The sequence below is a fragment of the Sphingopyxis fribergensis genome (assembly GCF_000803645.1).
GTDB classification, from domain to species: Bacteria; Pseudomonadota; Alphaproteobacteria; order Sphingomonadales; family Sphingomonadaceae; genus Sphingopyxis; species Sphingopyxis fribergensis.
The window spans coordinates 696,008-718,820 of sequence record NZ_CP009122.1; the positions used below are offsets into that span (position 1 = coordinate 696,008).

Annotated in this window: 25 protein-coding genes; 17 read left to right on the forward strand and 8 right to left on the reverse strand. The window is 64.6% G+C overall.

The genetic code is table 11. From position 1 onward, the window contains the following. Positions 1-65: 65 nt before the first annotated feature. Entirely contained in the window at positions 66-1,568 is a 1,503-nt protein-coding gene (locus SKP52_RS03350) for a M28 family peptidase (RefSeq protein ID WP_228383806.1), read from the forward strand. Positions 1,569-1,618: 50 nt separating this feature from the next. On the opposite strand, the gene SKP52_RS03355 is transcribed toward SKP52_RS03350, so the two are convergent. Then, a complete protein-coding gene (locus tag SKP52_RS03355; protein ID WP_039579593.1) occupies positions 1,619-2,992 on the reverse strand; it encodes a class II 3-deoxy-7-phosphoheptulonate synthase in 1,374 nt (457 codons plus the stop codon). Between the two features lie 257 nt (positions 2,993-3,249). Between SKP52_RS03355 and SKP52_RS03360 the strand changes: the two genes are divergently transcribed. From SKP52_RS03360 to SKP52_RS03375, 4 genes are read left to right on the forward strand one after another with little or no spacing between them, the layout of a single operon-like run. Beyond that, on the forward strand, positions 3,250-3,927 hold the full coding sequence (locus tag SKP52_RS03360) for a Crp/Fnr family transcriptional regulator (RefSeq protein ID WP_039579596.1): 678 nt from the start codon (positions 3,250-3,252) through the stop codon (positions 3,925-3,927). A 54-nt stretch (positions 3,928-3,981) separates the two neighbouring features. Then, positions 3,982-4,332, forward strand: coding sequence for an ArsC family reductase (locus SKP52_RS03365; protein WP_187337277.1), 351 nt, complete (start codon positions 3,982-3,984; stop codon positions 4,330-4,332). Continuing rightward, the gene (locus SKP52_RS03370) at positions 4,329-5,405 is read left to right on the forward strand and encodes a glycerophosphodiester phosphodiesterase (protein WP_039571748.1); all 1,077 of its coding nucleotides are present in this window, start codon (positions 4,329-4,331) and stop codon (positions 5,403-5,405) included. Before SKP52_RS03365 ends, SKP52_RS03370 begins: the two co-directional genes overlap by 4 nt. Continuing rightward, on the forward strand, positions 5,402-6,331 hold the full coding sequence (locus tag SKP52_RS03375) for an aldo/keto reductase (RefSeq protein ID WP_039571750.1): 930 nt from the start codon (positions 5,402-5,404) through the stop codon (positions 6,329-6,331). The genes SKP52_RS03370 and SKP52_RS03375 overlap by 4 nt, the downstream gene beginning before the upstream one ends. Before the next feature lie 58 nt (positions 6,332-6,389). Here the strand turns inward: SKP52_RS03375 and SKP52_RS03380 are convergent, their stop codons facing one another. Continuing rightward, the gene (locus SKP52_RS03380) at positions 6,390-6,611 is read right to left on the reverse strand and encodes a helix-turn-helix transcriptional regulator (RefSeq protein ID WP_039571751.1); all 222 of its coding nucleotides are present in this window, start codon (positions 6,609-6,611) and stop codon (positions 6,390-6,392) included. Positions 6,612-6,644: 33 nt separating this feature from the next. Continuing rightward, entirely contained in the window at positions 6,645-6,836 is a 192-nt protein-coding gene (locus tag SKP52_RS03385) for a hypothetical protein (protein WP_039571752.1), read from the reverse strand. Between the two features lie 128 nt (positions 6,837-6,964). On the opposite strand from SKP52_RS03385, the gene panB reads away from it, so the two are divergent. The 6 genes from panB (at position 6,965) to SKP52_RS03415 (ending at position 12,245) form a co-directional block, all read left to right on the forward strand. Beyond that, the gene (gene panB / locus SKP52_RS03390; RefSeq protein WP_039571754.1) at positions 6,965-7,828 is read left to right on the forward strand and encodes a 3-methyl-2-oxobutanoate hydroxymethyltransferase; all 864 of its coding nucleotides are present in this window, start codon (positions 6,965-6,967) and stop codon (positions 7,826-7,828) included. 113 nt (positions 7,829-7,941) lie between these two features. After that, a complete protein-coding gene (locus SKP52_RS03395; RefSeq protein ID WP_039571755.1) occupies positions 7,942-8,715 on the forward strand; it encodes a tetratricopeptide repeat protein in 774 nt (257 codons plus the stop codon). A 1-nt stretch (position 8,716) separates the two neighbouring features. Then, complete coding sequence (locus SKP52_RS03400) at positions 8,717-10,051, forward strand: outer membrane protein assembly factor BamB family protein (RefSeq protein ID WP_039571760.1); 1,335 nt, start codon at positions 8,717-8,719, stop codon at positions 10,049-10,051. A gap of 48 nt (positions 10,052-10,099) precedes the next feature. Further along, positions 10,100-11,506, forward strand: coding sequence for a ribosome biogenesis GTPase Der (gene der / locus SKP52_RS03405; RefSeq protein WP_039571763.1), 1,407 nt, complete (start codon positions 10,100-10,102; stop codon positions 11,504-11,506). After that, positions 11,496-11,723, forward strand: coding sequence for a sulfurtransferase TusA family protein (locus SKP52_RS03410; RefSeq protein WP_039571766.1), 228 nt, complete (start codon positions 11,496-11,498; stop codon positions 11,721-11,723). The genes der and SKP52_RS03410 overlap by 11 nt, the downstream gene beginning before the upstream one ends. A gap of 117 nt (positions 11,724-11,840) precedes the next feature. Beyond that, positions 11,841-12,245, forward strand: a complete 405-nt coding sequence (locus SKP52_RS03415; RefSeq protein WP_187337278.1) for an Hpt domain-containing protein — start codon at positions 11,841-11,843, stop codon at positions 12,243-12,245. Here SKP52_RS03415 and SKP52_RS03420 read toward each other — a convergent pair. Beyond that, positions 12,239-13,477, reverse strand: coding sequence for a DUF418 domain-containing protein (locus SKP52_RS03420; RefSeq protein WP_039579605.1), 1,239 nt, complete (start codon positions 13,475-13,477; stop codon positions 12,239-12,241). The two genes, SKP52_RS03415 and SKP52_RS03420, sit on opposite strands and share 7 nt — an antisense overlap. Before the next feature lie 129 nt (positions 13,478-13,606). Here SKP52_RS03420 and SKP52_RS03425 point away from each other — a divergent pair, with 129 nt between their 5' ends. After that, on the forward strand, positions 13,607-14,386 hold the full coding sequence (locus tag SKP52_RS03425) for a Coq4 family protein (RefSeq protein ID WP_039571769.1): 780 nt from the start codon (positions 13,607-13,609) through the stop codon (positions 14,384-14,386). A gap of 132 nt (positions 14,387-14,518) precedes the next feature. On the opposite strand, the gene SKP52_RS03430 is transcribed toward SKP52_RS03425, so the two are convergent. From SKP52_RS03430 to SKP52_RS03445, 4 genes are all read right to left on the reverse strand, one after another. Next, a complete protein-coding gene (locus tag SKP52_RS03430) occupies positions 14,519-15,259 on the reverse strand; it encodes a DUF72 domain-containing protein (protein WP_039571772.1) in 741 nt (246 codons plus the stop codon). A gap of 24 nt (positions 15,260-15,283) precedes the next feature. Next, the gene (gene purL, locus SKP52_RS03435) at positions 15,284-17,539 is read right to left on the reverse strand and encodes a phosphoribosylformylglycinamidine synthase subunit PurL (RefSeq protein WP_039571774.1); all 2,256 of its coding nucleotides are present in this window, start codon (positions 17,537-17,539) and stop codon (positions 15,284-15,286) included. 83 nt (positions 17,540-17,622) lie between these two features. Beyond that, the gene (locus SKP52_RS03440) at positions 17,623-17,919 is read right to left on the reverse strand and encodes a hypothetical protein (RefSeq protein WP_039571775.1); all 297 of its coding nucleotides are present in this window, start codon (positions 17,917-17,919) and stop codon (positions 17,623-17,625) included. A 131-nt stretch (positions 17,920-18,050) separates the two neighbouring features. Beyond that, positions 18,051-18,713: a hypothetical protein gene (locus SKP52_RS03445; RefSeq protein ID WP_039571777.1), complete on the reverse strand. Its 663-nt coding sequence runs from the start codon at positions 18,711-18,713 to the stop codon at positions 18,051-18,053. 72 nt (positions 18,714-18,785) lie between these two features. Between SKP52_RS03445 and SKP52_RS03450 the strand changes: the two genes are divergently transcribed. The 5 genes from SKP52_RS03450 to queA all read left to right on the forward strand — a co-directional run bounded on the left by SKP52_RS03450 (position 18,786) and on the right by queA (position 22,434). Continuing rightward, a complete protein-coding gene (locus SKP52_RS03450; protein WP_039571780.1) occupies positions 18,786-19,049 on the forward strand; it encodes an exodeoxyribonuclease VII small subunit in 264 nt (87 codons plus the stop codon). A 6-nt stretch (positions 19,050-19,055) separates the two neighbouring features. Continuing rightward, positions 19,056-19,976, forward strand: coding sequence for a polyprenyl synthetase family protein (locus tag SKP52_RS03455; RefSeq protein ID WP_052207762.1), 921 nt, complete (start codon positions 19,056-19,058; stop codon positions 19,974-19,976). Next, positions 19,976-20,482, forward strand: a complete 507-nt coding sequence (gene coaD / locus SKP52_RS03460; RefSeq protein ID WP_039571783.1) for a pantetheine-phosphate adenylyltransferase — start codon at positions 19,976-19,978, stop codon at positions 20,480-20,482. The genes SKP52_RS03455 and coaD overlap by 1 nt, the downstream gene beginning before the upstream one ends. Positions 20,483-20,605: 123 nt before the next feature. Further along, entirely contained in the window at positions 20,606-21,376 is a 771-nt protein-coding gene (locus SKP52_RS03465) for a peptidylprolyl isomerase (RefSeq protein WP_228383807.1), read from the forward strand. A gap of 23 nt (positions 21,377-21,399) precedes the next feature. Beyond that, positions 21,400-22,434: a tRNA preQ1(34) S-adenosylmethionine ribosyltransferase-isomerase QueA gene (queA, locus tag SKP52_RS03470; RefSeq protein WP_039571787.1), complete on the forward strand. Its 1,035-nt coding sequence runs from the start codon at positions 21,400-21,402 to the stop codon at positions 22,432-22,434. Positions 22,435-22,813: the final 379 nt, after the last annotated feature.

Consider the following 22,813-nt stretch of genomic DNA (forward strand, 5'->3'; position numbering starts at 1 on the left):
CCGTCGTTCGTCTTTCGACGAACGCGCCTTGCCGGGCCGCAGCGGAAATGCCATGCGGCGGCGCCATGAAAACCACCCGTTTCCACGCCGCCGTCGCGGCCATCGCCCTTCTTGCCATTGCTCCCGCTGCTTCGGCGGCGGCCGCGAAGGGCGACGCGCCGATCACCGAGGCTCAGCTCGCCGATCATATCAAGATCCTCGCGAGCGATGCGTTCGAAGGCCGCGCGCCGGGGACCGAGGGTGAGGATCGTACCATCGCCTATATCGTCGGCGAATGGGCGAAGGCGGGGCTCGAAGCGGTCCCGGGCAGCACAACGCCCTGGCTCCAGCCGGTGCCATTCGTCGAGACCCAGTCGCTCGGCGGCACCGCAAAGTTCAAGGTGGGCGGCCGCGACTTCGCGCTGGAGGATGACGGGATCATCCTGAGCAGCCGCGATGCATCGATCTCGCTTGCCGATCTTCCGGCCGTCTTCGTCGGCTATGGCCTCGACGGCGCGGGCAAGGTCAATGCCGACGTCAAGGGCAAGCTGGCGATCATGTTGTTTGACAATGCGCCTTTCGGCGACAAGCTGCCGCGCTATCGTGAACGGCGCCAGATGCTCGCCGATGCGGGCGCAACAGCCGTACTCGTCATCGCGACCGACGCCGTACCCTGGAAGGCGCTTCGCGAGAGCGCCGGCGCCAAGTCAGTGCGCCTTGCCAGCGCCAAGCCGGGCGCTCCGGTCAGCGGCTTCCTGTCGCTCGAGGCGGCCGACGCGCTGCTCAAAAGGGCGGGGCAGGATGGCGCCGCGCTTCGCGAAGCCGCGAACTCACCCGATTATAAGGGCGCGGTCTTGCCCGTGACCGCCGACATCACCGCGACATCAAGCACGCGCGCTTTCGCTAGCAATAATGTGATCGCGAAGCTTCCCGGCGCGAAACCCGACGGCAAGGCGGTGCTGTTCCTCGGCCACTGGGATCATCTGGGCATTTGCGCGCCCGAAGGTGCGGCGGACCGCATCTGCAACGGCGCGGTCGACAATGCGAGCGGCATCGCCGTGCTGATCGAGGTCGCGAAGCGGCTGGGTTCGGGCGTTCGCCCCGACCGCGACATCTATTTCATGGCGACGACGGCCGAGGAAAAGGGCCTGCTCGGCGCGCATTATTTCGCCGATCATCCGGTCGTGCCGCTCTCCGACATCACCGTCGCGCTCAACATCGACACGATCGCCATTTCGCCGCGCGGTACGCCGGTCGCGACGCTCGGTCGCGGTAAGCCCGCTTATGACGCGGTGGTGCGCGAGGCGGCGACGAAGCTCGGCCGCAAGGTCGATGAGGATGGCGAGGCCGATGCCTTCATCCAGCGGCAGGACGGCTGGGCGCTGGGCGCCAAGGGCGTCACGTCGCTGATGGTCGGCGGCAGCTTTTCGGACATGAAGCTGCTCGAAGCGTTCCTCGGCAGCGATTATCACAGCGCCGCCGACAATTTCTCCGACAAAATCCCGCTCGGCGGCGCGGCTGAGGATGCCGATCTGCATGTCGCGATCGGCCGGGCATTTGCCGATACGAAGCGTTGGGCGGGCAAATAAAACGCTAGATCGTCATTGCTTCGCTTCGCTCGCAATGACGAAAGTGGCCTTTAAGCGGCCTGCTTCGCCCGCTCCGACATTTCCTGATTGAGCATTTCGGCCAGCAGGAACGCCAGCTCCAGACTCTGCCCCGCGTTCAGGCGCGGATCGCAATGCGTGTGGTAGCGGTCGGCCAGATCCATCTGGGTCACGTCCATCGCACCGCCGGTACATTCGGTGACATTCTGGCCGGTCATTTCGATATGGATGCCGCCGCCATGCGTGCCCTCGGCGCGGTGCACAGCGAAGAAGCCGCGCACTTCGGCGAGGATGCGCTCGAACGGACGCGTCTTGTAGCCGTTGGGCGTCTTGATGACATTGCCGTGCATCGGGTCGCACGACCAGACGACGGGGTGGCCCGATTCCTTCACCGCGCGCACCAGCTTGGGCAGATGCGCCTCGATCTTGTCATGGCCGTAACGGGTGATCAGCGTCATGCGCCCCGCGACATGATTGGGGTTCAGCGTGTCGAGCAGGCGCAGCAACACGTCGGGCTCGAGGCTCGGGCCGCACTTCATGCCGACCGGATTGCCAATGCCGCGCAGATATTCGATATGCGCCGAACCTTCGAAGCGGGTGCGGTCGCCGACCCACAGGAAGTGGCCCGACGTGTCGTACCAACCGCCGGTCAAGCTATCCTGACGGGTGAGGGCCTGCTCATAGGGGAGCAGCAGCGCTTCGTGGCTGGTGTAGAAGCTGGTGCCCTTGATCTGCGGCACCGTCTCGGGGGTGACGCCGCACGCTTCCATGAAGGCGAGCGCTTCGGAAATCCGCGCGGCGGTTTCCTGATATTTCTTCGCCCACGGGCTGCGATCCATGAAGTCGTGCGTCCAGGCGTTGACCTGGCGCAGGTTGGCATAGCCGCCGTTCGCGAAGGCGCGCAGCAGGTTCAGCGTCGCCGCCGACTGGTTATACGCCTTGACCATGCGCTGCGGGTCGGGCTCGCGGCCCGCTTCCTCGAACGCGATGTCGTTGATGATGTCGCCGCGATAGCTCGGCAGCGACACGCCATCGATGTCTTCGAGATCGGCCGAACGCGGCTTGGCGAACTGGCCCGCCATGCGGCCGAGCTTCACCACGGGCATTTTCGACGCGAAGGTCAGCACGACCGCCATCTGGAGCAGCACGCGGAACGTGTCGCGGATGTTGTTCGGATGAAATTCGGCAAAGCTTTCGGCGCAGTCGCCACCCTGCAGCAGGAACGCCTTGCCCTCGGCAACCTTGCCCAGTTCGGCGGTCAGATCGCGCGCCTCGCCGGCAAAAACCAGCGGCGGATAATTGCTGAGCTCGCGCTCCGCCGCTGCGAGCGCGTCGGCGTCGCGATAGGTCGGGAGTTGGCGGGCCTCGTGCGAGCGCCAGCTATGCGGTTGCCAGTTTTTCGTCATCTGCCTGTCTTTTCGGTTCGAATCGAGCGCCACATGGCGCCTATGCCGCGCGGAAGCAATGTTTCCGGCACGACCAAACCCGAAAATTAGCATTATCGTGACATTTGCGCACCTATGCTTTTCTTAAGCGGCAAAAACTGGTAGTTTATTACGCGCTGCGGAAATGCGATTACCCTCGCGCTACCAAGGCTTTTGGCTATCGACAACGTTATACACCCGATGACCTGCGGTTGGGTCTCGACGCGAAGCGACTGGCTATGGCGAATTTCGATTCCGCATGGTTCCTCTATGGAGCTTTGGCGCTCCTGTTGGCGACAAGTTTTGTCGTGCGGATCGACTATGTCCGCATCGGCCTCGCCGCTGCGGCATTGGTTGCCTTGCCGCTGGCTCTATTTCGCGGGCCCGGCGTCGGATATAGTCTGCTCGTGCTCGCGATCCTTGTGGTCAATATCGGCATATTGGCGCGGCTGTGGCTGCGCGGCACGAAGATACGGTTTTCGGCTGAGGACGAGGAATTGCGCCGCCAGCATTTTGCGGGACTGGGCGCCGCGGTCGCGCGCGACCTGATCGATCAGGGGCACTGGATTTCGGCAAAGCGCGGCGAGGTGCTGATCCGCGAAAATCAGGCCGCCCCCAGCCTTTTCTATTTGTCCGAGGGTCAGGCGGCGATTTTGCGTGACGGCGTCGAGGTCGGGCGCCTGTCGGACGGCGCGCTGATCGGCGAGGCGACGGTGCTCGACGGCACGCATGCGACGGGCACGGTTACGCTCGGCAGCAATGCGCGGCTGTGGTTCGTTCCTGCCGCGGCCTTGCGTGCCTATCTGGCGGCCAATCCGGGCGTCGCGGGCACACTCCACGAAGGCTTCGCGCGGGCCTTGCGCGTTAAATTGGCGAGCGCGAATACGCGCATCGCCGACCGGTCGGTAATTTCTTGAACCGACGCGTTCTCGGCCTCGAAACTGCAATCCGCCCCTGCTAGTCCTTGGTCCATGACGATGATTCTTTATGGCATTTCGAACTGCGACACGGTGAAAAAGGCGCGGCGCTGGCTCGACGAGCAGGGTGTCGCCTATCGCTTTCATGACGTGCGCAAGGATGGGCTCGACGCGGCACGGCTCCAGAGCTGGATCGACGCACTCGGTTGGGAAAAGCTTCTCAACAAGGCGGGGACGACCTTTCGCAAATTACCCGACGCAGAGAAGGACGGGCTCGACGCCGCGGCCGCGAAGGCCCTGATGCTCGACCAGCCGGCAATGATCCGCCGCCCGGTCGTCGAAGGTGTGGACGGGGTCAGCGTCGGCTTTTCGGCCGCCGACTGGCAGGCGCGTTTTGCAGCATGATCCGGTCGCTTGTGGCCCTGCTGGCCGTCCTGCTGTCCGCCGGCTGCACGGCTGATCCGGTGACCGCGCAGCCCACTCTCGATGGCAAGCCGCCGATCGTGATCGCGCATCGCGGTGCGTCGGGCGAACGCCCCGAACATACGCTGGCGGGCTACAAGCTCGCGATCGACCTTGGCGCCGACTATATCGAGCCCGACCTGGTGCTGACCAAGGACGGTATCCTCGTCGCGCGGCACGAGAATGAGATTTCGGAAACGACCGACGTCGCCGCGCACCCCGAATTCGCGGGCCGTAAGGCGACGAAGACGATCGACGGGCAAACGGTCACCGGCTGGTTCACCGAGGATTTCACGCTCGCCGAACTCAAGACATTGCGCGCGCGCGAGCGTCTGCCGAAGCTGCGCAGCACTGAATATGACGGCCAGTATGAAATCCCGACCTTCGAGGAAATCCTGACCCTGCTCGCCGAAGTGAACAAGGGGCGGCCGAAGCCCGTCGGCGTCTATCCCGAAACCAAGCACCCGAGCTATTTCGTCTCGATCGGCCTGCCGCACGAGGGGCCCTTGCTCAGGGTGCTCGATCGCTTCGGTTATCGCGGCCGCGCCGCGCCGGTGTTCATCCAGAGCTTCGAGGTCGGCAATCTGATGGACCTGCGCGCCAAGAGCGAGCTGCCTTTGATCCAGCTGATGGATGCCGAGGGCGGCCCTGCCGACCGGCCCGGCGCGAGCTATGCCGCCATGACGTCACCCACGGGGCTGAAGATGGTCGCCGGCTATGCCGACGGCATCGGCCCGAACAAGGCGATGGTGATCCCGCGCGGCGCGCTCGGCCGGCTGGGCAAGCCGACCGACCTGGTACGCGATGCGCATGCCGCGGGGCTGAAAGTTCATCCCTGGACCTTCCGCCGCGAAAATTACTTTCTGCCGCTCGGCGACAAGGGCGGGGTCAATCCCGCGGCGCACGGCGACCTCGCGGGGGAAATCACCGCTTATTTGAAGACGGGCATCGACGGCCTGTTCAGCGACAATCCGCGCGAAGCGGTGGCAACGGTGCGGAAGGAGAGCGGGCAATGACCGAAAGAGCATTGGGGAACAGCGGCCTGTCGATCCGGCCCTTCGTCCTCGGCGGTAATGTCTTTGGCATGACCGCGGGGCGCGAGGCGAGCTTTGCCGTGCTCGACCGCTTCGTCGAGCTTGGCGGCGGGATGATCGACACCGCCGACGTCTATTCGGCGTGGGTTCCGGGGCACAAGGGCGGCGAGTCCGAAAGCGTGATGGGCGCGTGGCTGAAGCAAAGCGGTGCGCGCGGTCAAGTGCTGATCGCAACCAAGGTCGGCATGATGCCAGGGGGCCTCAAGCCCGACCGCATTCGCGAAGCGGCGCAGGGCTCGCTTGACCGGCTCGGCACCGACGTCATCGACCTCTATTTCGCGCACAAGGACGATCCCGATGTGCCGCTCGATGAGGTACTCGGCGCCTTTGCCGAACTGGTCGATGCGGGGCTGGTGCGCGCGATCGGGGCGTCGAACTATTCGGCCGAACGTCTGGCCGAGGCGCTGCGCGTGGCGGACGATAAGGGCCTTCCGCGCTACACTGCGATGCAGCCCGAGCTCAACCTGCTCGACCGCGACCAATATGAAGGCGCGCTGCAGCGGCTTTGCGTCGACGAGGGGTTGGGCGTCGTGACCTATTTCAGCCTCGCCTCGGGTTATCTGTCGGGCAAATATCGGAGTGCCGACGACCTCGGTAAAAGCCCGCGCGGGGCACGCGTCAAACCCTATCTCGACGGGAAAGGCCCGGCGGTGCTCGCGGTGATGGACCGGATCGCGGCCGAAGCCGGCGCCACCCTCTCGCAGATCGCGCTGGCGTGGGTCGCCGCGCAACCGGGTGTGACCGCGCCGATCGCCAGCGCAACGACGGTGGAGCAATTGGACGAGTTGATGGGCAGCTTGGACCTCCGCCTCAGCGACGAACAGCTCGCGGCGCTCAGCGCGGCCTGAAATCCGGCCCAACACCCCCGGGGAGAGGCGTGGGCCGGGCCCGCGCGGCCGCGGCGTGTCAATCCTTGGCGTCGTCCCATTGGAACACGGTCTCGAGCGGTTTGCCGAAGGCGCGCGCGATGCGGAACGCGACCTCGAGCGATGGCGAATATTTGCCCTGCTCGATCGCGGCGATCGTCTGACGCGTGACCCCGACGCGGTCGCCAAGATCGCCCTGCGTCATCTCGCCGGCAAGGAAGCGTAGCGTGCGGATATCGTTGGAGAATGGCGGCTTAGCCATGCCAGTCTCGGCGATAGCGTGTCGCGATGATGCTCATTCGCCGGTCCGATAGGCGGCAACCTGGCTTGCCAGCCGGACCAGTTCGGCAACGACCAGCAACAGGCCCCCCTGCGCCGCAAGCGCGGAAACGCCGCGAAGGCTCCAAGGATAGACCAGCGCATACCAGACAAAGGCGAGGGTGATGACCATGATGGTCAACCAGTCGATTTTCTCGCGAAATGTCATCGTCCGATTCTCTCATGTTCGTTATTGATGACGTAATGTTAAAAATATTGAACATAAAGTAAAACGAAATTGCCATTGTCCTTCTTCGACCTTTCGCTCGAGGCCCTGACGGGCTAGACCCCCGCGCCATGTCCACGACCTCCAAAACGCTCACCTTCGACACCTCGACCAGCCGCGCCAATCCGACGCCGCAGCCGATGAAACGTCTGACGGTGCCGCGTATCCGCCAGCGCAAGGGCGGCGAACCGCTCGTGATGCTCACCGCCTACACCGTCCGCATGGCGCAACTGCTCGACCCGCATTGCGACATGCTGCTCGTCGGCGATTCGCTGGCGCAGGTGATCTACGGGCTGCCGCACACCGTCGGCGTGACGATGGAGATGATGGCGCTGCACGGCGCCGCGGTCGTGCGCGGCAGCTATCACGCCGCGGTGATCGTCGACATGCCGTTCGGCAGCTATGAGGGCAGCCCGCAGCAGGCGTTCGACAATGCGGCACGGCTGCTCAAGGAAACCGGCGCCGCTGCGGTGAAGGTCGAGGGCGGCAAGGTGCTCGCTCCGACGATCGAATTCCTCACCCAGCGCGGCATTCCGGTGATGGGGCATGTCGGGCTGACGCCGCAGGCGGTCAACATCCTTGGCGGCTATGGCGTGCGCGGCAAGAGCGAGGAAGAAGCACGCTCGATCGTCGAAGATGCCGTCGCGGTCGCCCAGGCCGGGGCTTTCTCGATCGTGATCGAGGGCGTGCTCGAATCGATCGCGATCGAAATCACGAACAAGGTCGATTGCCCGACGATCGGGATCGGCGCGTCGGCCCAGTGCGACGGCCAGGTACTCGTCACCGACGACATGCTCGGCATGTTCGACCGTGTCCCGAAATTCGTCAAACGCTATCAGGATATGGCGGGCGTCGTCAGCGGGGCGGTCAAGGACTATGCCGACGAAGTCAGGTCTCGTTCATTCCCGACCGAGGATCAGACCTACGCAGGTTGAAGCTTCGGCGATCCGCCAAAGTGAAACGCTTGGCGTTTTTCAGCGCCGTCGCTAAGGAAGCGGCCGGCGCCGTGCGGAAAGCTCGGGCCAATATTGAGTTTATGGAGGTTTGATTGGCCCTGAGCCCGACGAATGATGCCGCGCTGTTGCAAGAAGTCGACGAAGCCGTCCGCAAGGACCGGCTCGATACGATCATGCAACGCTATGGCCGCTGGATCATCGGCGGCGTCCTCGCCGCCTTGCTGGCGTTCGGCGGCTATCTGTTCTGGAACCACCGGCAGGATGCCGCGCGCGGCGAGCAGGCCGAGGAATTGATTGCGGCATTCGAAAAGCTGAGCACCAACCAGCCCCGCGCCGCGACGACCGACCTGCAAAAGCTCGCGGCCGAAGGCAATCCCGCCTATCGCGCCGTCGCGCAGATGCAGGAAGCGAACATCAAGGCGCAGTCGGGCGACCTGAAGGGCGCCGCCGCCCTGATGGCGAAGGTCGCCGCCGATACCAAGCTCGACCAGGCGCTCCGCGACCTGGCGCTGATCCGCCAGACGGCGTTCGAATATGACACGCTGAAGCCCGAAGTGGTGATTGCGCGGATGAAGCCGCTGGTCGATGCGAAGGATCCGGCGTCGAGCTGGTTCGCGAGCGCCGCCGAGCTCTCCGCGACCGCCTATTATCAGCTGGGCCAGTTCGACCAGGCCGGCGCCTTGTACGGCCGCATCGCCAAATTGCCCGACGTCACCAAGTCGCTGCAATCGCGTTCGGTGCAGATGGCGGGCATGCTCGGCGTTGACGCGGTTGCCGATCGGGCGACCGAAAGCGCCGCGAAAGACCAAAAAGGTAGTGCCGCGCCGAAGGCAGCGGCAGCCGCAAAGACTGAGGAAGCCAATTAATATGCGGAATGCGCGTTTCGGAATTTATGCGGCGCTGATCGCGCTGCCGCTCGCGGGCTGTGGTGTGTTCAAGGGCGACGGTGGGCCGAAGACGCCGACCGTTGGCGACCGCGTGTCGATTCTGTCGAACGACAACAGCGTCAAGGTCGATCCGGCCACCGCGTCGATCGCGGTCGTGCTGCCCGAACCGGCAGTCAACGCGGCGTGGGCGCAGTCGGGAGGCAATGCATCGAAATCGATGGGCCATCCGGCACTCGCAGCAACGCGCACCAAGCTGTGGGAAGCCAATATCGCGGGCAGCACCAACAAGCAACGCATCGCGGCATCGCCGGTCATCGCCGACAACCGCCTGTTCGTCGTCGATACCGATGCCGTGGTCACCGCCTTCGCCGCCGATACGGGTGCAAAGCTGTGGAGCGCGTCCATCGGCAGCACGGGCAAGGATTTCAAGGCGTCGCTGTTCGGCGGCGGTGCCGGGGTCGACGGCAATGTCGTCTATGCAACGAGCGGCGTCGGCGACGTCGCGGCGCTCAATGTCGCCGACGGATCGGTAATCTGGAAGGTGAAGCCGGCAGGCCCACTCCGCGGCGCGCCGACGATCGCGTTCGGCGGCGTCTATGTGATCAGCCAGGACAACCAGATTTTCGCCCTCAACGCCGCCGATGGCGCGGTGCAGTGGCAGGCGACGGCGTCGGCAGAGGCCGGCAGCGTGTTCGGCGCCGCATCGCCCGCGGCGGGGCAGGGGACGATCGTCGCCGGCTTCTCGTCGGGCGAGGTCCAGGCCTATCGTTACGAGAATGGCCGCGACCTTTGGGAAGACGCGCTCGCACGCACTTCGATGGCGTTGTCGGTCTCGACGCTGACCGACGTCGACGCCGATCCGGTGGTCGACCGCGGCCGCGTTTTCGCGCTCGGCCAGGGCGGCCGCATGGCGAGCTATGAGCTCGTCACGGGCCAGCGCAGCTGGGAAATCTCGATCGCCGGCATCTCGACGCCCTATGTGGTGGGCGAGTGGGTCTATGCGATGACCGACGACGGCAAGCTGCTGTGCGTCGCGCGCGGGTCGGGCAAGGTTCGCTGGCTCCAGCAGCTCGCACGCTTCCGCGTCGAAACCGAAAAGAAAAAGAAGGATCCGATTCGCTGGAGTGGACCGATCCTAGCGGGCGGTCGGTTGATTTCCGTCAACAGCGAAGGCGTATTGTCGGAATTCTCGCCGACCGACGGATCGCTTTTGGCTTCGACGGAATTCAAATCGCCGCTGTCGCAGACCCCGGTGGTCGCGAACAATATTTTGTATGTCCTCGCGGACGACGGGCAGATCACGGCCTGGCGCTAACCAGCGTCCGGGCCGGGGCGGTCCGGTGGTAAAATAGGGATAAGTTTCATGTCGCGACTCGCGACGATTGCCATTGTCGGCCGACCCAATGTGGGCAAATCGACGCTATTCAACCGGCTGGTCGGCAAGCGCCTCGCGCTCGTCGATGACCAGCCCGGCGTGACGCGCGACCGGCGCGAAGGCGACGGCCATCTCCTCGGGCTCGATTTCCGCATCGTCGATACTGCGGGATTCGAGGATTATGACGCGGCGACGCTGCCGGGGCGAATGCGCGTGCAGACCGAAAAGGCGGTGCGCGAGGCCGACGCGGCTTTGTTCATGATCGATGGCCGTGCCGGCGTGACACCGCTCGACGAGGAAATCGCGCGCTGGCTGCGCAGCGAAGACACGCCGATCATCCTAGTCGTCAACAAGGCCGAAGGGAAACAGGGCGAAAACGGCCTGATGGAGAGCTATTCGCTCGGCTTCGACAATCCGATCGCGCTCAGCGCCGAGCATGGCGAGGGCATCGTCGACCTGTTCGACGCGCTGCGCCCGATCGTCGACGGCTTCGATGCCGCAGCGTTCGAAGCGGTGCCGCCGCGCGGCAGCCTCGGGGAAGATGGGGGCGACGAAGAGGATGAAGACGCGCCGCTCGGCCCGCTGAAGCTCGCGATCGTCGGCCGCCCCAATGCGGGCAAGTCGACGCTGATCAACCGAATGATCGGCGAAGACCGGCTGATCACCGGGCCCGAAGCCGGCATCACGCGTGATTCGATCCGCGTCGACTGGCAATGGGAGAAGGACGGCGAGGTCCATGAGATCCAGCTGTTCGACACCGCGGGCATGCGCAAGCGCGCCAAGGTGGTCGAAAAGCTGGAAAAACTCTCGGTCGCCGATGCGCTTCACGCGGTCGATTTCGCCGAGGTTGTCGTGCTGCTGCTCGACGCCACCAAGGGCTTGGAGTCGCAGGATCTGCACATCGCCGACCGGGTGTTGCAGGAAGGCCGCGCGCTGATCGTCGCGCTCAACAAATGGGACGTTGCCGAAGATCCCTCGTCGCTGTTCAACGGCGTCCGCGGCGCGCTCGAAGACGGGCTCAGCCAGGTCAAGGGCGTCCCGGTGCTCAGCATTTCGGGCGCGACCGGCAAGGGCATCGACACGCTGGTGCGCGTCGCGTTCGAACAGCGCGCGATCTGGACCAACCGCGTCTCCACCGCAAAGCTCAACCGCTGGTTCGAAAACGCCGTCGAAAACAATCCGCCGCCGGCACCGGGCGGCAAGCGGATCAAGCTGCGCTATATCACGCAGGCGCGGACGCGGCCGCCGACCTTCGTCGTTTTCGGCACCCGCACCGACAGCCTGCCTGGGAGCTACACGCGCTATCTGGTCAACGGCATGCGCAAGGAATTGGGGTTTCAAGGCGTGCCGGTGCGCCTCAATTTCCGCAATTCGCGCAATCCCTATGACGAATGAAGCGTCGACGCTGGTCGTCGATGCCCGCGGCATGCGTTGTCCCTGGCCCGCGCTGCGGCTCGCGCGCGCGATGCGCGAGGCGGCCGATGTGCTGCTGATCGCCGACGATCCGCAAGCCGGGCGCGAGGTGACGGCCATGGCGGGCGAACATGGCTGGTCGGTTGAAACCGACTCTGCCTCCGCCGCCGACGAGGGTCGCTGGCGCGTCCGCCGCTGATCCAAAATGGGGCGCCTTACGCCTCAAGCTCCCTGACACCGTAACCTCTTTTTTACCCAACTTCGGCATGGACGGCTTGGGACCACGACCGAATTTGAACACCAAGGGACGAAAGCATTGGACGAAATCTTGGTCGATTGGGATGAATTTCGCGCGACGCGCACCCAGCTGGGCGCGGCGTTCGTACGGATTCTCGGCTATTTTCGCGAAGACGGCACCAAGTCGGTGGCCGCGATCGAAGAGGCGATGCGCGCCCGCGACGCCCGCGGTCTCGTCATGCCCGCGCACACGCTGAAGAGCGAAGCGCGTCAGTTCGGCGGCGAAAAGCTCGGCGCACTCGCCGAGGATATCGAGGTGTTTGCGCGTCACTGCGTCGAAAGCCAGATCAGCCCCGAAGAATATCTGCCGCGCGTCGTCACCCTGCGCCCGCTGTTCGAAGAGACGCTCGCCGCGCTCGAGCGCGAAGCCAACCCGCTCGTCCAACGCCGTCCTGCGGGGTTCGACCGCGCCGTCGGTTATTGACGCATCATTTGCAGTCGGCCGCGCGCCAGGCTGCGCCATAACCATTCGAGCGGGCCATAGCGAAAGCGGTCGAGCCACGGCTTGGACCAGAGCAGCATGATCGCCCACATGCCGATGCAGAAAAGATAGAGCGTCCAGCGGTCGACATCGCCGAACAGTCCCAACCCATAGCCATAGAAGATCGTCGTCATCACGATGCTGGTGCCGAGATAGTTGGAGAAGGCCATCCGGCCCGTCGCCGCGACGCGTGCGAGCCAAGACGCGCCCGCCGCCGCCTTGATCAACACCATGAGCAAGGCCGCATAGGCGATCGTCATCATCAGCCGCCCGGGGCCCGCCCACCCCATGAAGGCATTGACCGCGACGAGATAGTCGAAGCTCGCCCGCCACTGAATCCAGCCGACGAGCAGCGTCAACAGCACGCCGGGGGGCAGCCATCGCAGCGCCGTCTGCCGATAGTCGGCGGCCGACCATGCGCCCGTCAGGAAGCCGTTCCGGAACAGCGCCATGCCGAGCATCATCAGCGGCAGTGTCTCCAATATCGTCATCAGCACGCCGATGAACGGATTGATTGCGGTATCGAGCCGCGAGCCGAGGATCGGAAGATAGGGGCCGCGATAGAGTGCGAGCTCCTCGCTCACTTCGCCGTCGATCCTGGCATATTCGGCGCGGACCTCGCGCCCGGCCTCGGCCATCGGCGATGCGGGGTTGTCGGCCGCATTCCCCACCGCAAGCTGCGCGCCGAAGAACAGCGAGGTCACGACCACGCCGAGTGTGAAGAGGCCGATCGCCCATTTGATCAGCCGACGCGTTTCCCACGCGCGGAAGCGGAAGGCGATGCAGCCGACGGCGGCATAGAGGAACAATATGTCGCCCCACCAGATGAAGAAATAATGGCAGAGCCCGAAGATCGCGAGCCACGCCATACGGCGATAATGTACCGAGCCCGGATCTTGTCCCGACGCCTCTGCCCGGTCGATGATGAGGAGCATGCTCGCCCCGAACAGGATCGAGAACAGCCCGCGCATCTTGCCGTCGAACAGGATGAAGCCGAGCGCCCAGGCGGCGAGGTCGGCGGCGGTCTCGCCGCCATAGGCCTTGGGTGAGACATAGGCCATTTCGGGCATCGCAAAAGCGACGATGTTCATCGCCAGTATGCCCATCACTGCGAAGCCGCGCAGCGCGTCGAGGGTGACGAGGCGTTCGTTCGGAACTTGTCGATCTTCGCGCACATCGCCCTCCACTGTATTATCGACCTATAACGGCTGGCGCACCAATCCGTCCAGTGCTTTAACCTACTATTGACATCTATGTCAGTAATGCTATCTCGACGTCATCACCTGATTCGAACGAGACCAGCCATGATCCCCACCATCTTCTCCCACCCCGACCGCCAGCCGCAGAAGTTCCGCCCGTTCAAGGCGTTCCAGCACTTCCGCAAGCTGATCGCGGACAAGGAAGACACCGAACAGGTGTTCCACATCTTCGAGAATTTGCCGCGCAAGGGGTTCATGGACGATGCGCGCGCCTTTGTGACAAGCGATTTCGGCCGGAAGCTGATGGAACGCGAACCCTATCTGCCCGACCTGCTCGACGACCATAGCTGGATCGACGCACTGCCCGAAGGCACCGTCGGCCACGCCTATGTCACCTTCATGCGCCGCGAAGGCCTGTCGGCTGCGGGCCTTGTTGCCGAAGCCGACAAGATGGGCCGTCCGAAGTTCGACGACCAGGTGCAATGGTATTCGAACCGCCTTCGCGACACGCACGACCTGTTCCACATCCTCACCGGCTATGGCCGCGACGCGCTCGGCGAACAGTGCGTGCTCGGCTTCACCTATGGCCAGACGGGCAATTACGGCAATTTCTTCATCGCCTATGCCGGCGGCTATGAAGTGAAGCGCGGCGTGAAGGCCGACGCCCCGGTGTTCGGCGCGATCCGTCAGGGTCAGCGCCACGGCAAGGCGTCGAAGGCGATCATCGAACAGGACATCCGCTCGCTGCTCGCCGAACCGCTCGAAGCCGCGCGTGCGCGGCTGGGGATCGGCAAGCCGACGCTCTATGAAGAAGCGCACCGCGCCTACCGCAACCGCGGGATCGATCCTTATAATTTCCTTGCGGCCAAGGCTGCGCTGGCCTGAACCAGATCCTCCCTGTCGCGTAGCGATGGGGAGGGGGACGCCCGCATAGCGGGTGGTGAAGGGGCGCGTTAGAGCCCCTCCGTCAGCGCTTCGCGCTGCCACCTCCCCATGGCTTCGCCACAGGGAGGATCGTCATTCCGCCAGCTTCGCGATCAGCGCCTGCGCTGCTGCCGGGTTGCGAACCTTCGCGCCCGATATGAAGAAGAGATAGACGTCGCGGTCCCCCTCTGCCCAGGCCTTGGCGCGCTTGGCCCAATGGTCGAGCGCTTCGGCGTCATAGCCCGTTTCGACATCCTCCTGGCTGCGCTGAAGCCGCGCATAGGTGAAATCGGCGGTCTGTTCGTCGATGCACGGAAATTCGTCGCTGTCGGCATAGACGATCGCCATGTTCCGTTCGCGCACCATGTCGACAAAGGCGGGATCGCGGAAGCTTTCGTCGCGGACCTCGATCGCGTGGCGCAGCTTCAGCCCGTCCTGCGTCTCGGGAAGCAGATCGAGGAAGCCGGCGAAATCGTCGCGATCGAATTTTTTCGTCGCCATGAACTGCCAGTGGATCGGGCCCAGGCGGTCGCCGAGCCGCGTCAGCCCCTGCGTCAAGAATTTCTCGATCGATCCGGCGCCATCGGCCAGAACCTTGCGATTGGTGGTGAAACGTGACGCCTTGACGCTGAATTTGAAGCCGTCGGGGACCGATGCGGCCCAGTTGGCGAAGGTTTCGGGTTTCTGGCTGCCATAATAGGTGCCGTTGATCTCGATCCCGGTCAGATGCTGGCCGGCATATTCGAGCTCGCGTTTGTGCGCGAGCCCGGCGGGGTAGAACGGGCCGCGCCACGGTTCGAAGGTCCAGCCTCCGACTCCGACATAGATGCTCATCGGCCCCCCTCTTTCACAAAGGCGTCAGGCGAGTGCCGCGTCGGCTCCCATCAGCTTCGGGAAGAAACCCTCATGCGCTTCGCGAAGTTCCGCCAGCGTCACCTGATGGTCGCTGCCCTCCAGTTCGAAGACGATGCGGTCCTTGATCGTGCGGCCCACCGGGTCGACCGGCACGTCGGCGCGCCCCGCGGCGTCGAGGAAGTCGGCGAGGCAGGTGTCGCAGACGGTGACGAGATAAAGGCCCTGATCCTCGCCAAAAAAGCTTTCGGCGACGCCGAAGGGCTGTTCTTCGCTGACCAGCACGCCGATGTTCGATTTCAGCGCCATTTCGGCAAGCGTCACCGCCATGCCGCCGTCGGACACGTCGTGGCAGGCGGTGATCCAGCCGGCGTTGATCGCGCCGCGGATGAAGTCGCCAGTGCGCTTTTCGCAGCGGAGGTTCACCTCGGGCGGCGGGCCTTCTTCGCGGCCGTGGATTTCGCGCAGCCACACCGACTGGCCGAGGTGTCCGGCGCGCTCCCCAACGGCTAATATGATGTCGCCGGTGCGCTTGAAGCCGATGCCGACCGCCTTGTTCCAATCCTCGATCACGCCGACGCCGCCGATCGCGGGGGTCGGCAGGATCGCGCTGCCGCCGCCGGTCGCCTTGCTCTCATTATAGAGGCTGACGTTGCCCGAGACGATCGGATAGTCGAGCGCGATGCAGGCCTGCGCCATGCCGTCAAGGCAGCCGACGATCTGGCCCATGATCTCGGGGCGCTGTGGGTTCGCGAAGTTCAGGCAGTTGGTGATCGCGAGCGGGGTGGCGCCGACCGCGCTGATGTTGCGCCAGGTTTCGGCGACCGCCTGCTTGCCGCCCTCGACCGGGTCGGCGTAGCAATAGCGCGGGGTGCAGTCGGTGCTCATCGCGAGCGCGCGATTGGTGCCGTGAATGCGGACGAGCGCGGCGTCGCCGCCGGTCTGCACCGTGTCGGCGCCGACCTGGCTGTCATATTGCTCCCAGATCCAGCGGCGGCTGGCGATGTCGGGGGTGCCCATCAACGTCTTGAGGTCGGCGGCGACGTCCGTCGTCTCGGGGACGTTGGTCAGTTCGGGCTGCTTCGGGGTCGGAACGTGCGGGCGGTCATAGAGCGGCGCATCGTCGGCGAGCGGGGCGAGCGGGATGTCGCAGACGATCTCACCATGATGCTCCAGCACCATGCGCCCCGTATCGGTGACGGTGCCGATGACCGCGAAGTCGAGTTCCCATTTGTGGAAGATCGCGGCGGCGAAATCCTCGCGGCCGGGCTTCAGCACCATCAGCATGCGTTCCTGCGATTCGGACAGCATCATCTCATAGGCGGACATGCCCGTTTCGCGCTGCGGCACATCGTCCATCTTGAGGTGGAGGCCGACGCCGCCCTTCGACGCCATCTCGACCGACGAGCTGGTGAGGCCCGCGGCGCCCATATCCTGAATCGCAACGATCGCGTCCGACGCCATCAGCTCGAGGCACGCCTCGATCAGCAATTTTTCGGTGAAGGGGTCGCCGACCTGCACCGTCGGGCGTTTTTCCTCGGCATCCTCGCCGAAGTCCGCGCTCGCCATCGTCGCCCCGTGGATGCCGTCGCGGCCGGTTTTCGAGCCGACATAGACGATCGGATTGCCGACGCCCGATGCGGCCGAATAGAAAATCTTGTCCTGCTCGGCAACGCCGACGGTCATCGCATTGACCAGGATATTGCCGTCATAGGCCTTGTGGAAATTGACCTCGCCGCCGACGGTGGGGACGCCGACGCAATTGCCGTAACCGCCGATACCGTGGACGACGCCCGAGATGAGATGCTTCATCTTCGGATGGTCGGGGCGGCCGAAACGCAGCGCGTTCAAATTCGCGACCGGACGCGCCCCCATAGTGAACACGTCGCGCAAAATGCCCCCGACCCCAGTTGCCGCACCCTGATAGGGTTCGATGTAGGAGGGGTGGTTGTGGCTCTCCATCTTGAAGATCGCGGCCAGCTTCTTGCCGTCCGGCCCTTCGCCGATGTCGATGACGCCGGCATTCTCGCCGGGACCGCAGATCACCCACGGCGCCTCGGTCGGGAGCTTCTTCAAATGGAGGCGTGAGCTTTTATAACTGCAATGCTCGGACCACATGACCGAAAAGATGCCGAGTTCGACAAGGTTCGGTTCGCGCCCGAGCGCGGCGAGGACGCGATCATATTCTTCCGGAGACAGGCCGTGTTCGGCGACGATCTCGGGGGTGATGACGGAGGCGGGCGCGGGTGCGGTCTGAGTCATGGCGCGCCTTTAGCCTCACACGCTCAAAACGAACAGACCCCATGATGCGAAAACATCATGGGGTCTGCGGTCGGAGAGCGGGATTAGCGCGAGGCGAGCGTGGCCGTCTCGATCTTGAGCGGCTGGACATCGCGGAGCGCGAAGCTGACCTGCTGCGAGCCAACGGTGCCGCGGACGCGATGCTGGCCGACGCGGAGCGTGAACGGCTTGCCGGTGCGTTCCTCGACGCCGCTGATGACGCGCGTGTGGCCAACCTGCGTGACGGTGTAGCTGTAGGTGCTGCCCTCATGCTCGAAGCGATTGGTGGGCGCATCCTTTGCGAGGGCAACAGACGGCGCCAGCGCGAGCAGGCCGAGGGCGGGGAGAATATATTTTTTCATGATGCAAGTCCTTGTCAGATGAACAAAACTTGCCTTTGAGCCCCTCTCTTCTTGTGCGGTGCAACATGGATGGTGACGCGCGCGCCAGCAATTGCAAAAAGCGGAACCGTGATTGCGCGCGGCAAAGGGGGTCAGGCGTTGCGCGGGACTGCAAGCTGCCGGCTTGCGCCAGCCCACGCGGCGGTGCCGGCGAGCAGGATGTAAGCGAAGAGCATCGTGGCCGGGATGGCGAGCGAATAGGTGGGCTCTTTCGGCCCGAACCAGTCGACCACCTGGGCAAAGACGAGCAGCGCCGCGAGTATCCATAGCCGCCCATTGCCCACGGGTGCTGAAGTTCGCCGCATATAATAGATGAACGCCCCGCCAATCAGCAGGATCTCGAGCGGCATCGCGATCAGCGGATGGTTCCACAGGCCCAATCCGAGCTTCGGCGACATGCCATAGAGGGTGAGGTCGGGGATGTGGACGATCAGGTCGATGAACCAGTGCGACACCACGACCAGCGCCGCGCCGATCGCGGCTTCCTTCCTCTTGGTCGCGAACCAGACGATCGCGCCGAAAATCTTCGCCCAGATCAGCGCGCCGAGCAGGCTGTGTGTATAGGGCATGTGATAAAGGTCCATCGGGTTCATCGCGGTGATGCCGGGCGCGATCCGCATCGCCTCGACCCCCGGGACCAGCAATGCGGCAAAGCCGATGTCGACGAGTTGTGCAGCGACGAACAAGGTTCCGAGCCCGGCGGCCTTCGGGCGCGCTGCGGCGATCAGTGCCGGGGCGAAATGGCCGATGAACATGGCGCGAGGCTATAGGGCAAAATCACCACGTCAAGCTTGACCGGACGGGGGAGAAGGGGCCAAAGCAGGGCCATGACGGATACCCCCGAAACCGCTGCCGCCCCCGCTCTTGCGTCCCTGTCGTTCGAGGCTGCGATGGGCGAGCTCGAAACGATCGTGCGGCGGCTGGAGAGCGGCGACGTCAGCCTCGAGGAATCGGTGGCGCTTTACGAGCGCGGCCACGCGCTGCGCGGCCATTGCGAGGCTCGGCTCGCCGCGGCGCAGGCGCGGATCGAACAGGTCAGCCTGGGCGCCGACGGCCGGCCGGCGGGAACCACCCCCTTCGGTGAAAGCTGAGCCCTTATGGCGTCCGTCGACAGCGAAGTTTCGCGCGGCACACAATTGCTTCTGTCCACGCAGGCCGAGGTTGCCACCGGCATCGACCGTCTGTTCGACCAATTGCTGCCCGTACCCCTCGATCCGCGCGGTCCGCTTTATGAAGCGATGCGCCACGCAGCGATTGCGGGCGGCAAGCGGCTGCGTCCGCTGCTGGTACGCGCCGCGGGCGACCTGTTTCACGTCGACCGCGCGCTGACCCTGCGCGTCGGCGCGGCGGTCGAGGCGATGCACGTCTATTCGCTGATCCACGACGATCTGCCGTGCATGGACGATGACGATATGCGCCGCGGCAAGCCGACGGTGCACAAGGCGTATGACGAAGCGACCGCAGTGCTCGCGGGCGATTCACTCCATGCCCTCGCCTTCGAATGGCTGTGTGACCCGGTGACCAGCGCCGATCCCTTCGTGCGCGGCGAACTCTGCTGCGAACTTGCGCGCGCCGCGGGGCCGGCGGGCATGGCGGGCGGGCAGATGATGGATCTTGCCGCCGAGACGTCGAATTTCGACCTGCCGACAGTGACGCGGCTGCAACAGCTCAAGACCGGGGCACTGATCGCCTTTTCGGTCGAGGCTGGCGCGATCCTCGCGCGTATCCCGCCCGAGGGCCGCGCACCGCTGCGCGCATATTCGCGCGACATCGGGCTCGCGTTCCAGATCGCCGACGACATCATGGACGTCGAGGGCGACGAGGCGCTCGCGGGCAAGGCGCTGCACAAGGACGAGGCCGCGGGCAAGGCGACCTTCGTCACATTGATGGGGATCGAACGCGCGCGCGAACAGGCGACGGCGCTCGTCGATCAGGCGATCGGGCATCTGGCGAGTTATGGCGGCGAGGCGGCGCTGCTGCGTGCGATCGCCCGCTATGTGGTGGAGAGGGACCGTTGATGCGTATTGGGGTTTATCCCGGAACCTTCGACCCGATCACGCTCGGGCATATGGATATCATTCGTCGCGGCGCGAAATTCGTCGACCGGCTGATCATCGGGGTGACCACCAATATCGCGAAATCGCCCCTGTTCGACGACGACGAGCGGATCGCGATGGTCAAGGCCGAGGTTGCGGGGATCGACGGCGACATCGAGGTCGTCGGTTTCAATTCGTTGCTGATGGACTTTGCCGACGCCCAGGGCGCGTCGATCATCGTCCGCGGCATTCGCGGTGTCACCGATTTCGAATATGAGTATCAGCTGACGGGCATGAACCGCCAGCTCAACGACCGCGTCGAAACGGTTTTTTTGATGGCCGACGTCAGCCTTCAGCCGATCGCGTCGCGGCTAGTCAAAGAAATCGCGATCTTCGGCGGCGATATCCACAAATTCGTGACGCCTTCGGTGCGCGACGCCGTCGTGGCTCGCATCGCCGAGCGGGGACTGCTTCAGGGCGAGCGCTGATACCGATCATTGAGCGTTCAGCTTTTTGCGGCTAGGGCCCGCCGACCGGGGCGCAAATTCCGATTTTCTTAACGAGGCCGATCCAGCATGAAATCATCCTTCCGCCCCTTGATACTTATGGCGATGGCGTTCGGTCTCGTAGGCGCGGCCGTCGCGCAGGAGGCGCCGCCCGCGCCGGCGCCGAACCCTGAACAGAGCCAGCCCGCGCCGCCGGTGGAAACGCCCGCCCCCGCGCCGGTCGAAACCCCGACCGCGCCCGCCCCGGCTGCGGAGGCTGCGCCTGCAACGGAAGTCCCCGCGGTGCCCGCGATGACGCCCGACCAATATATCAACAACCCCGAATATATGCTCAACATCGACCTTTCGACGGGTGGGCGGGTCGTTGTCCAGCTCTATCCGAATGTCGCGCCGAACCATGTTGAGCGGCTGAAGCAACTTGCGCGCGCGGGCTTCTATGACGGGATCAAGTTCCACCGCGTGATCGACGGCTTCATGGCGCAGACGGGCGATCCGACCGCGACGGGGCAGGGCGGGTCGCAGCTTCCCGACCTCAAGGCCGAATTCAACCCGACCCCGCACCTGCGCGGCACGCTGTCGATGGCGCGCGCGGAGAGCGAGGACAGCGCGAACAGCCAGTTCTTCATCATGCTCCAGCCGCGTTTCTCGCTCGATCGTCGTTACACCGCCTTCGGCCGCGTCGTCTCGGGCATGCAATATATCGACGCGATCCATAAGGGCGAACCGCCCGAAGTGATGTCGCGCATGGTCCAGGTGTCGGTCGCCGCCGATAACAAGCCGATGCCGCCGCCGTCGATGCTGGTCGAAACGGTGCCGCCGCCGGTGGTGCCGGCCCCGGTCGGCGTCGACGAACTCAACGCCCCGATCAAGCAGTAAGCGCGGAAACGCGCGCGAAGACCATGCGCGTCGACGCCTTCGATTTCGATCTGCCGAACGAGCGTATCGCGCTTCGCCCCGCGCGGCCGCGCGATGCCGCGCGGATGCTCGTCGTCGACGACGGCAAGATCGTCGATGCCGGGGTGCGCGACCTGCCCCAATGGCTGCGTCCGGGCGACTGCCTCGTCTTCAACGACACGCGGGTCATCCCGGCGCAGCTCGAAGGGCGTAGAGGCGACGCGAAAATCGGCGCGACCTTGCACAAGCGGATTGACCTGCGCCGCTGGCAGGCCTTCGTCCGCAATGCGAAGCGGCTCCGCGTCGGCGAGACGGTCGATTTCGGCGCGGGGGTCGAGGCCCTCGCCGAGGAACGGCTCGCCGACGGCAGCTTCATTCTGACCTTTGCGGGCGACGAGCCGGTCGAACTTCTGCTCGAGCGTGCGGGCACGATGCCGCTCCCCCCTTATATCGCGGGCAAGCGCGCGACCGACGAAGACGACCGCAGCGACTATCAGACGATGTTTGCGCGCGAGGACGGCGCGGTCGCAGCGCCGACGGCGGCGTTGCACTTTACGCCCAAACTGCTCGATGCGCTGGCGGCGGCGGACATCGCGACCGAGACATTGACGCTTCACGTCGGCGCCGGAACCTTTCTGCCCGTGAAGGCCGACGACACCGAAGATCATGTCATGCACGCCGAATGGGGGCGGATCGAGGCCGATACCGCGGCGCGGCTCAACGCCGTGCGCGCCGCGGGCGGCCGCGTGATCGCGGTCGGCACCACGAGCCTGCGCCTGCTCGAAAGCGCGGCGCAGGACGACGGCATCATCGCGCCCTTCGCGGGAGACACCGCGATCTTCATCACCCCCGGCTACCGCTTCAGGGCGATCGACGGGCTGATGACCAACTTCCACCTGCCGCGCTCGACATTGTTCATGCTGGTCAGCGCGCTGATGGGGCTGGAGACGATGCAGGCGGCTTATGCGCACGCGATTGCGCAGAGCTATCGATTCTACAGCTATGGCGATGCCAGCCTGTTGCTACCTCGCGCGAAATGACCGGGGTTCCCGGTTAAGTTTGTTTCATTGGCGCCGCCGGCGACCGGACGAATCGTGCGCCGGTCCCGCGGGCCCAAGCAATGAAAATATCTGCAGACACCGCACCGGTCAGGCAGCCATGCGCGCGAATCGCGACGTGATCGACATGCCGTGGCCGCCGCATAGCGGGCGCGCGATCCAATATAAATCTATGTTATAAAAAGGCTTTTCTGAGCCGACTGGGGTCTGTTCGGACGCTAACGACTCGTCGTGCCACTGTTCGATTTCGATACACCTTGGTCAAATCGGGCGTTTTCGGTCGCGTGCGTCGGATCAGGCCGCGCGGTCGGCCCGGCAAGCCGGTCGCGCGCGCCTTCATCCAACCAATAGGGCGCTAAGC